This is a genomic window from Microcystis sp. M113S1 (genome assembly GCF_020246945.1).
Taxonomy (GTDB): domain Bacteria; phylum Cyanobacteriota; class Cyanobacteriia; order Cyanobacteriales; family Microcystaceae; genus Microcystis.
On sequence record NZ_JADBSA010000237.1, the window covers coordinates 1 to 8,769 of the forward strand.

The window sequence follows — 8,769 nt, forward strand, 5'->3', positions numbered from 1 at the left end:
AAAAACTTTTTCAGCCAACCCTAATTAATTGTGTCTAGCTACTTATCACCGCCACCGGGGAAAACTTTTTCGGTAAACCCTATCTTAACCCCCACCGAAAAACTTTTTCAGCAGACCCTAACTAACCTGTAGTAGCTGTAGGGTGCGTTCCCTCATGCAAGTCCTACCGCTGCAGCGATAGATTTGGGGGAACGCACCATGGTCATTGATTCAAGTAAATGATAATAATCTAAAAACGTCTAGGCACAGCGACAGACGGGAGTGCGATCGGTTATGAGAGAGTTGTAAATTTTTGTTACGAAGTGCAGTCAGATTGAACAATTAGTGCTATGACCTTGGGGAAAAAGCTGATGTTATTTAGGCTGATTTTCAGGAATCGACAAAAGGGGTGATATGTCAAAAGTTTCCCTATATCCTTACTCTGGTTATTCGGAAAGTTTCTGCATAATCAACAGTTAGATGGCTTAGGCTATCAGCTGGGGCATACTTGAAGAGTGTCTGTTCGAGTTCAAAAATTAAAGTGACCAGCACCCCTGGAGCAATATGCGACAATCAGAATCAAAAATTGCGCTGCTGATTGATGCAGACAACGCCCCTGCATCAAAAATTGAGGCGATCGTCTCTGAAATTGCCAACTATGGAGTTGCCAATATTCGTAAGGCTTACGGAAACTGGAAAAGTCCTGCGCTGAAAGCCTGGGAGGAGTGTTTGCATGAATACGCTATTCGCCCCGTCCAACAGTTCGACTATACGAAGGGCAAAAATGCTACCGATGCTGCAATGATTATTGATGCAATGGATTTGCTGTATACACAAGAGTTGGATGCTTTTGCAATCGTGTCGAGTGATTGCGACTTTACTCCTTTAGTGATGAGAATTTTGACAAATGGCTTAAAAGTCTATGGATTTGGCGAGAAGAAAACGCCATTGCCTTTTGTTTATGCGTGTTCAACATTTTTATACCTAGAAACTATTGATCAAGCAGTAAATTCTGAGGAGACTTCCAAAGTTTCTGCAAGTGTTAAGAAAACTGGTAAAGAGTTGAAGCAAGACACCAAATTAATCAGTTTATTGAGGGGCGCGGTTTCTAGGACTCTAGACGATGATGGTTGGTCGAATTTGGCAGAGATTGGCGGACACATAGCAAATCAGGCATCTTTTGACCCACGCAACTACGGATATGCAAAGCTGAGTGGCCTGTTCGAGGCTATTGACTTATTCGAGATTCAGCGAAAAAATAAGGCAGTCTTCGTGAGGAGCAAGCAAAAGAATGGCACTACTCCAAAAACCTAGTGCCGCTCTGGTAGGGTGCGTTACCTAATGCAATTCCTACCGATGCAGCGATCGATTTTAAGGAAACCCAACATCCTTACCTGTTACTATGAAAGGGTATAATAAGCTTACTTTAGATCATCAAGGAGGTAACAAAACCTTAATGGAAAGTCGTATCCATATCCATCCAGATATTTGTAATGGAAGACCTGTTATAGCTGGAACTCGAATTCCGGTGCAAACAGTTATGGAATTTTTGGGAGCAGGGGATTCTATTGAAGAAGTCCTTGAAGAATATCCCTCTCTGAATCGAGAAGATATTTATGCCTGTATGCAATTTGCAGCAAGATTGATGGCGAATCACTATGAAGTCAGAAAAATTGCATGAATGGTTTTTTCTTTGATGAAAATTTACCAGCTAAAATCCTGTTTACTCCATCTTTATCGATCATTTATGTTTCGGTTTTAGGTAGAAGTCCAAGTGATACGGAAATTTGGCAATATGCAAAGGATAAAAAACTGGTTATTGTTACGAAATTGGTATTCCTGACAAAGGGAGTTATTTACTGAGGTCATCCGCTCTTTTATTGTCAATAATTTAGCATCCAACTTCCTTGACCTCAATAACTTGGAAGCCATATTCTGAAGTTCAAAGGCATACTACGAAAATTCTGTCAATGCGTAAGTCCTATTATATTTTTTCGACAATGGCAAGTTAGTTAATGTCGATGACTGGGTTCCTTATTGACGGGTGTAGCGATGACAGTATTATTATCGCCTAAAGGTACTTTCCCCGCTCAAATAATTGATATTATTAGTCCCTATCAGTTAGTCATGAACCGGGGAAAACGAAACAACATCCAAGTAGGACGGCGAATGTTAGTGTACGAACCAACCACGGAAAAAATTCAAGGTCGATGGGAATATCTAGAAATTCTCAAGGGGAGTGGACGGGTTATCAGCGTAGAGGAAAATAAAGCTACGATTGAATCCGATTACCTAAAGACATTTGAGAATCCTAAAATCGGGGATTCGGTTAAACCAATTTAGCAATTTTATCATGAGTAATCAACTTAAGGAAACAATAGGCGATTATGGCATCGAGAATAGTTTAGATGCCATGATTGACTTAATCGAGTTTCGATGCTTAAGCGAGCTACATAAAGCAGCAATATTAGCCTATTTAGGGTTTGCTGAAAAAGTTTTTCCTGGGGGCAGGGTGTGGGGTTTTACCCATTTTCACCTGGTCAATTACCTAATTTTCAGGGAAAAAGTCCCGGAATTTTCCCCTCAATCACTCCAAAGGTCGGCACTTTTTGAGGTCAAAAAAGTCTAAAAGTCTTATCCAACAAAGTTTTTATATTTATTCAGCAAACCCTAACTATAGAGTTCTTGCATAATTAATTTTTGAGAGTTCAAAAGTGATAAAAATAGGCATAAAATTGCATAAAATACCTAAATAGAGCATTTAATTGATTAATGCTCATGCTTAATTCTTCTGAATCCTGACTACTGGCTCCTTACTCCTCACCTAACGGAAGATTTTTGATTTTTGCCAGAGGTCTTATTTTGTGTTTTTTTGTAAAAAGTAATTTTAAATACAGAAACTTTTTTTAGAATGTATAGATAAGTGACTAAGAAAAATTTAAGAATACTTTCTCACTTACCCTGGGCTTTTATATTAACCGATTAAGAGGATAATTACCGTGAAAACAGCGAAATATTCCGAAAAAATTGCCGCTCTCTGGACAACATTCCTCTTGGGAACCCTATTTCACACCCAACTGGGTTTAATGCCGCTCTTCCATGGTCAATCGATCGTCGAGAGTCATCAAACCAGCAATCTCGATCCGATTTTCTGGGGAATGTTGCTCTTTTTTTTGCTGCCAATGTTAGCGATTATCGGGGTCAATTTTAGCGAAAGTCGCTCCTTGAGAAAGGCCCATTTCTGGCTGACAATTCTCTATTCTGTCTTGAATTTAGCCCATCTCATCGCCGATCTTTTGGTCAGACCGATCGCCTGGTATCAAATCGCTCTCATGGCAATTTTATTGATTATCGGACTGATTTTAAATCTAGTTTCCTATCAATGGCTGCGGTTAGCGATCGCCCATCCGCGCCATCTCTCGGAAAGTCATTAGTAGTGGCAAGATCAAAGGGACTAACTGATTCACACAAGAGAATGCCTTTTGATCTGAAGTTGGTGCTTATTAAGGCAAAAGCAAGCTTAAACCGTAGCTTAAGCGATTTTTTTTTGAAAAAATCGCTTAAAAACTCCAATTAATCCCTATTATTTCCTAGATCAGCCCGTAAATTGCCCCTGTTTCCTGGCCGCCACTGCGACCACATCTCACCAAATATGGAGCTTTTTAGCTATGATGGTTGAGAAGCAAGCCAATAAAGGGAACTTTCGGGGCTTGTTATTCATCAAAAAACTCCTGATCGGAGGAGTCAAATAGACTATATAGTTCAGATTAACGACAAATATTGGTTAATAGTAATAACGAGGTAATTATTTTGATGAAATCTCTCATTCGTTGGACGGCAACTTTTGGTTTAGTAGGAACGACAATGTTGACTTCGCTGCTGGGAAGCTATTCTAAAGCACTCGCTTTACCGGAAGAACAAATCGTCAGAACCTTGCAGTCTGTACCTGTCTTCGCTATTGCCGATGATCAAGGAGTTCCCCTAATTGCCGTGGGAGAAAAAGAACAGAAATTCACGGGAGTTTTTATCAGTCAGCAGGACGCACAAAACTTTTTTGAACGACTGAAAAAAGAGAATCCTGAAGTGGCTAGTAAGGTTAAAGTTCAGCCTGTTTCTTTGGCACAAGTCTATAAAATGCAAGCCAGTCAAACCGATCAAAATCGTTTAATTATCGATTTTGTTCCCAAAGAGTCGGAAGTAGAATCAGCGAAAAAACTGCTCAGTGAAAGAGGTCAACAATATCAAGGTGGTGTACCTTTATTTGTGCCGAAAGCAGGAAAAGAGAGTAATTTTCTGGTGATCAATCGCAATAATCAGGATTTTATTCCTTTCTTCTTTGAAAAAGCCGCCGCTTTGCAAATGGTAGAACAATATAAAAAAGCTAATCCCGCAGAAGCAGCCACGGTGAAAATTGATGTTATTCCCTTAGAAAATGTCATCGCCACCCTACAACAAAGCAACGATGAAGCTTTAACTAAAATTCTCCTCTATCCTAGCCAAGAAACGATTGATTTTATTCGGGCAAATAGCAACCAAAAGGCTCCCAACCAACCCCCGGCAAATCAGCCACGCCCTAATAATAATACCAATAATCCCCCCGCACCCAATCGTTAAGCCTTGTGTCTGCTAGTATTTCCGGTCAAGAATTAAGTCAATGGCGACAACAGGCGATCGCTGATCTGCAGCAAGCGCAACTATCTCCGAAAGAAGTGGATATCTTTCTGCAAGCAGTGACAGATATAGATACTCTTTCCCTGCGCTTACAATCCTTTCGCGAACGAGAAAAAATCCCTTTGAGTTATTCTTGGTCGGAAATTACTAAACGCTGGCAAAAACGCCTTCAAGCAAGGGTTCCCTTGCAGTATTTGCTCGAATCGGTGGTCTGGCGTAATTTTACCCTCAAAGTCTCCCCAGAAGTCTTAATTCCTCGTCCCGAAACCGAGTTATTAATCGATATTGTTGCAGAAACCGTCAGAGGAGAAGAAGGGGGAATCTGGGTAGATCTGGGAACCGGTAGCGGTGCGATTGCGATTGGTTTAGCCAGTATCTTGACAAAAGCAGAAATATATGCTAGTGATTACAGTCAAACGGCTTTAGCGATCGCCAAAGAGAATATCATCAATACGGGTTTTGCCGACAGAATTATCTTAAAACAGGGTTCTTGGTGGACACCCCTAGAGAAGTGGAAAGGACAGATTAGCGGTATGGTGTCCAATCCTCCCTATATTCCCAGTGCAGAAATTCTCGACTTACAAATTGAAGTGCGGGAACATGAACCCCGTTTGGCCTTGGATGGAGGTGAAGACGGATTGACCGCGCTGCGCTATCTAGCGGCCACTGCTCCCGATTATCTGCGATCGGGAGGCCTTTGGCTAGTGGAAATGAGAGCCGGTCAAGGGGAAAAAGTAGCGCAAATGCTGGAAAATCAGGGCAATTATCGACAAATTCAGATTATTAACGACCTAGCAGGTTTCGATCGCTTTGTTTTGGCCGAGCGAATTTAGCGCAATGTCCCCGCTTCGCAGTCCCGCAGCCAGAGACGCACCGCTTGGCCGATGGTGCCTTGACTGGTTTCTAGGGGAGGTAAGGGGACTTGAGCGGGTTCTAGGGAAGCTAGTTGACTGTAAATCGTCACTAATCGCCATCCTTCCCCAGTTTTAGTTAAAAATAACCAGTGATAATTCTGGAGAGTGACAAAGCGATTTTTGCTATACTGACGCTCTAAAGTCGTAAAAAAAACCTGTTGAGTGTCATCGGCAATTTGACCAGAATATTGACTGGCAGTTAAAGGTAGGGGTGCAAATTCGGGACGACCGGCAATAATCACAAAAACCGGTGTAGATAATTCTTGATCGATTTGGGAGCGGGTAATAACTCGGTTAGCATAACCGGGTAAATCTGACAAGAGGCGATCGACTAAAAGATTTAAATCCTCCGGACAGCTAGAAAGAGGAAGACTAACGGCTGGGAAGTTAATCCCGAAAATAACCAGTAATACAGCTAAATATCGGCTAATTCTTGACAAATTTTTGCCCATGCTACCTTTGGCTCCTCGGCACCGGTGATCGGTCGTCCAATTACTAGATAATCAGCCCCAGCTTTAAGCGCTTGGGCCGGAGTCATCACCCGACTTTGATCCCCTTTGCTTGACCAGGAGGGACGAACTCCGGGACAAACTAAGAGAAAATCCTCTCCACAGACGCGCCGCAATTGCGCCACTTCTTGGGGAGAACAAACCGCCCCATCAATTCCCGATTCCTTGCCCAATAATGCCAGATTTAAGGCATATTCCGATAGCTCTAGGGAAATTTTGAGGTCGAGGGCTAATTCACGGGCGTTAAGGCTGGTTAAAACGGTGATAGCGAGAAGTTTTGGCGGCGATGGCAGGTCAGAGATTGCCCCTTTCGCCGCCGTCAGCGCTTGCCGTCCGGCCGTAGCGTGGAGGGTGAGTAAATCCACTTGATAGCGACTAGCTGAACGACAGGCCCCGGCAACCGTATTGGGAATATCATGAAATTTTAGATCGAGAAAGCTCTTTTTTTGTCTTTCTTGCAGAATCCCTAGAATTTCTGTACCGCTACTGACAAATAATTCTAGTCCCACTTTCCAAAAATTGACTTCCGGCAACAGATCGAGCAGTGCGATCGCTGATTCTAAATCCGGCACATCGAGAGGAACAATAATTCGGTCTGAGTTGGTCATATTTGGCTGATAAATCAGAGAAAAATCCAATCGGCAAAAGTGGCAGCCTGTCCGCAATAAATGCCATCACGATCGATGATATTCCAAACGATCGCTTTTTCAATGCGAAATAGTTGACAGTTTTTCGTGATCCTTACCCCGTAATAATCGTTGATATAGCCCTGTTTTTTGACTAAATCCAGCATTTTTTGGCGTTCTTGGGCGATTTCCTCTCCCTCTACCGTCGCTCGCGAAGGAGTTGTTAATAATTCTGGCCAAGTTAAACCCCAGAGATCGAGGGCGCCGCGATTACCATAATTGAAGATCGGATTAGTTTGTGTACCGTGGGAAACCAGCACAAAAGGGGCATAAAAGAGCATTTTACTCTGTTCTTTGCCAGTACCGATCCGGGGTAAAAGCGATCGCCCGATTAATTGTTCATAACTATCCAGCAGCAATTCCGTCCAAGCTATAATAGCTAAATCTTCCCAAATTTCCATAAAATTATCTTGAAAAACCGGTTTAATCTTGCCGTTGCCAATATTTATAGGCCGCGTAGGCTAAAGTAATCACTCCCGTCAGAATTGCCGACTCATCCACTAAAAATTCCGGATGGTGAAGGGGGGGATTAAGGAGATTAGGAGAACCCACTCCCAGACGGAACATTGTCCCCGGGGCCTGTTGCAAATAAAGGGAAAAATCCTCGGCCCCCATGGAGGGTTCCGAGAGAATTAACACCCGATCCTGTCCCCAAGCTTCTAAACCGGCTTCTTCGACTAACCGGGTTAAAAATTGGTCATTTTGCACCGATGGCACGCCCCGACGATATTTTACTTGACATTTAGCGTTATATGTGCTACAGACATTCGTGACCAAACTCTCGATCCATTCCGGGAGATGGGCGTGGGTTTCTGGGTGCAGCGATCGCACGGTTCCTGCCATGCGTACCTGATCGGCGATGACGTTGGGGGCGCGACCACCGCTAATCTGCCCGATGGTGAGAACAATGGGACGCAAAGGGTTCTGAGTCCGACTAATTGCCTGTTGCAAAGTGGTGATTACTTGCGAGGCGATCCAGATAGCATCGATCGCCTCGTGGGGACGGGCCCCGTGGCCAGATTCCCCTTGAATAAAAATCTCCAGATCGTCGGCAGCTGCAGTTAAGGCCCCGTAACGAACCCCGATCGATCGGGCCGGAATCGAGGGGAAAACGTGCAGCCCCAAAACGGCGCTGACATCCCGCATCACCCCCTCCCGGATCATCCAACTGGCCCCCTGGGCGATTTCCTCTGCTGGTTGAAAGAGAAAGCGTATTTTTCCCCCCAAAGGTTCCGAGAGACGGGAAAGCACCATCGCCACCCCTAAACCGACGGTAGCATGAACATCGTGACCGCAGGCGTGCATAATCCCCGGTTTACGGGAAGCAAAGTCTAAATCGGTTCTTTCTTGGATCGGCAGGGCATCCATATCGGCGCGGATAGCTAAAATTCTCCGATCACTGCCTTTTCCCGCCAATTCTCCCTTAACTCCCGTTTTTCCCACCGCTTCCTGCACCGATAGACCACAGGAAGACAAAACTCCGGCAATATAGGCGGCCGTTTGATATTCTTGCCCACTTAACTCTGGATTCGCGTGAATGTGGCGGCGAATCTCCACTAATCGGGGTGCGAGACTCTCGGCTATGTTTTTAATCTCGGAGAGCATGAAACCAGTTTTACAGTATCTTTAGACTTAATCATAGAGCATTTTTTACCTGAAAATTCGACTTGGCTGATTTTAAGTCTGCATTGTCTTCTCGGCATTCTTTCATCGAAAATTTTGGGTGGGAAACCCCGCCGTTCTAGGTTGGCTTTACGTTAGAATTAAAAAGACCGTCTCGAAAACCAAGTGGGCGGACAGCACCTTGAAAACTCGGCTTAGGGGGTTCCGTTCAGAAAAACTTGTCCGGGTAAAAAGTCGCGCGCAACAAGTACAAGAAGCGTTTAGTCAGAACCGTACCGTGGGACACACGGAATCGGGCTTCTGAAAGGTCGCGAAAGTCTGTGGACTTTGTGTAAGACAGTACATGGTTTTTTAACCGTGGTATGCAACGGTGGTTGAAGCAGAAAC

General features: G+C 44.0%; 12 protein-coding genes. 8 read left to right on the plus strand and 4 right to left on the minus strand.

Features of this window, described 5'->3' with window-relative positions; all coding sequences use genetic code 11:
• Window positions 1-543 precede the first annotated feature (543 nt).
• From IM319_RS11890 to prmC, 8 genes are all read left to right on the plus strand, one after another.
• The gene (locus IM319_RS11890; protein WP_287684553.1) at window positions 544-1,293 is read left to right on the plus strand and encodes an NYN domain-containing protein; all 750 of its coding nucleotides are present in this window, start codon (window positions 544-546) and stop codon (window positions 1,291-1,293) included.
• Window positions 1,294-1,435: 142 nt separating this feature from the next.
• Window positions 1,436-1,660 (plus strand): DUF433 domain-containing protein, encoded by a 225-nt coding sequence (locus IM319_RS11895; protein WP_008199295.1) that lies wholly within the window; start codon window positions 1,436-1,438, stop codon window positions 1,658-1,660.
• Window positions 1,657-1,842 (plus strand): DUF5615 family PIN-like protein, encoded by a 186-nt coding sequence (locus IM319_RS22520; RefSeq protein WP_353857199.1) that lies wholly within the window; start codon window positions 1,657-1,659, stop codon window positions 1,840-1,842. Before IM319_RS11895 ends, IM319_RS22520 begins: the two co-directional genes overlap by 4 nt.
• Before the next feature lie 189 nt (window positions 1,843-2,031).
• Window positions 2,032-2,322 (plus strand): hypothetical protein, encoded by a 291-nt coding sequence (locus IM319_RS11900; RefSeq protein WP_287684552.1) that lies wholly within the window; start codon window positions 2,032-2,034, stop codon window positions 2,320-2,322.
• Between the two features lie 10 nt (window positions 2,323-2,332).
• The gene (locus IM319_RS11905; protein ID WP_287735744.1) at window positions 2,333-2,608 is read left to right on the plus strand and encodes a hypothetical protein; all 276 of its coding nucleotides are present in this window, start codon (window positions 2,333-2,335) and stop codon (window positions 2,606-2,608) included.
• 370 nt (window positions 2,609-2,978) lie between these two features.
• Window positions 2,979-3,413 carry a hypothetical protein gene (locus IM319_RS11910; protein ID WP_287078752.1) on the plus strand — a complete coding sequence of 145 codons (435 nt, stop codon included), beginning with the start codon at window positions 2,979-2,981 and terminating at the stop codon, window positions 3,411-3,413.
• Window positions 3,414-3,792: 379 nt separating this feature from the next.
• Window positions 3,793-4,593, plus strand: a complete 801-nt coding sequence (locus IM319_RS11915; RefSeq protein ID WP_287735745.1) for a Tic22 family protein — start codon at window positions 3,793-3,795, stop codon at window positions 4,591-4,593.
• Between the two features lie 5 nt (window positions 4,594-4,598).
• A complete protein-coding gene (prmC, locus tag IM319_RS11920) occupies window positions 4,599-5,483 on the plus strand; it encodes a peptide chain release factor N(5)-glutamine methyltransferase (protein ID WP_287735747.1) in 885 nt (294 codons plus the stop codon).
• Here prmC and IM319_RS11925 read toward each other — a convergent pair.
• Genes IM319_RS11925 through IM319_RS11940 form a run of 4 tightly spaced genes read right to left on the minus strand, consistent with a single transcriptional unit; the run spans window position 5,480 to window position 8,364 of the window.
• Entirely contained in the window at window positions 5,480-6,016 is a 537-nt protein-coding gene (locus IM319_RS11925) for a hypothetical protein (RefSeq protein ID WP_287735749.1), read from the minus strand. The two genes, prmC and IM319_RS11925, sit on opposite strands and share 4 nt — an antisense overlap.
• Window positions 5,980-6,681, minus strand: coding sequence for an orotidine-5'-phosphate decarboxylase (gene pyrF / locus IM319_RS11930; protein WP_287684547.1), 702 nt, complete (start codon window positions 6,679-6,681; stop codon window positions 5,980-5,982). Before pyrF ends, IM319_RS11925 begins: the two co-directional genes overlap by 37 nt.
• Before the next feature lie 14 nt (window positions 6,682-6,695).
• Window positions 6,696-7,160 carry an MEKHLA domain-containing protein gene (locus tag IM319_RS11935; RefSeq protein WP_287735751.1) on the minus strand — a complete coding sequence of 155 codons (465 nt, stop codon included), beginning with the start codon at window positions 7,158-7,160 and terminating at the stop codon, window positions 6,696-6,698.
• 22 nt (window positions 7,161-7,182) lie between these two features.
• Window positions 7,183-8,364: a M20 family metallopeptidase gene (locus tag IM319_RS11940; RefSeq protein WP_287735752.1), complete on the minus strand. Its 1,182-nt coding sequence runs from the start codon at window positions 8,362-8,364 to the stop codon at window positions 7,183-7,185.
• Between the last annotated feature and the right edge of the window lie 405 nt (window positions 8,365-8,769).

Excerpts from the sequence above, each read along its gene's own strand:
- IM319_RS11890 (WP_287684553.1), top strand. The coding sequence starts at position 544 with ATGCGACAATCAGAATCAAAAATTGCGCTGCTGATTGATGCAGACAAC.
- IM319_RS11900 (WP_287684552.1), top strand. The coding sequence starts at position 2,032 with ATGACAGTATTATTATCGCCTAAAGGTACTTTCCCCGCTCAAATAATT.
- pyrF (WP_287684547.1), bottom strand. The coding sequence starts at position 6,681 with ATGACCAACTCAGACCGAATTATTGTTCCTCTCGATGTGCCGGATTTA.
- IM319_RS11915 (WP_287735745.1), top strand. The coding sequence starts at position 3,793 with ATGAAATCTCTCATTCGTTGGACGGCAACTTTTGGTTTAGTAGGAACG.
- IM319_RS11895 (WP_008199295.1), top strand. The coding sequence starts at position 1,436 with ATGGAAAGTCGTATCCATATCCATCCAGATATTTGTAATGGAAGACCT.
- IM319_RS11925 (WP_287735749.1), bottom strand. The coding sequence starts at position 6,016 with ATGGGCAAAAATTTGTCAAGAATTAGCCGATATTTAGCTGTATTACTG.
- IM319_RS11940 (WP_287735752.1), bottom strand. The coding sequence starts at position 8,364 with ATGCTCTCCGAGATTAAAAACATAGCCGAGAGTCTCGCACCCCGATTA.
- IM319_RS11935 (WP_287735751.1), bottom strand. The coding sequence starts at position 7,160 with ATGGAAATTTGGGAAGATTTAGCTATTATAGCTTGGACGGAATTGCTG.
- IM319_RS22520 (WP_353857199.1), top strand. The coding sequence starts at position 1,657 with ATGAATGGTTTTTTCTTTGATGAAAATTTACCAGCTAAAATCCTGTTT.
- IM319_RS11905 (WP_287735744.1), top strand. The coding sequence starts at position 2,333 with ATGAGTAATCAACTTAAGGAAACAATAGGCGATTATGGCATCGAGAAT.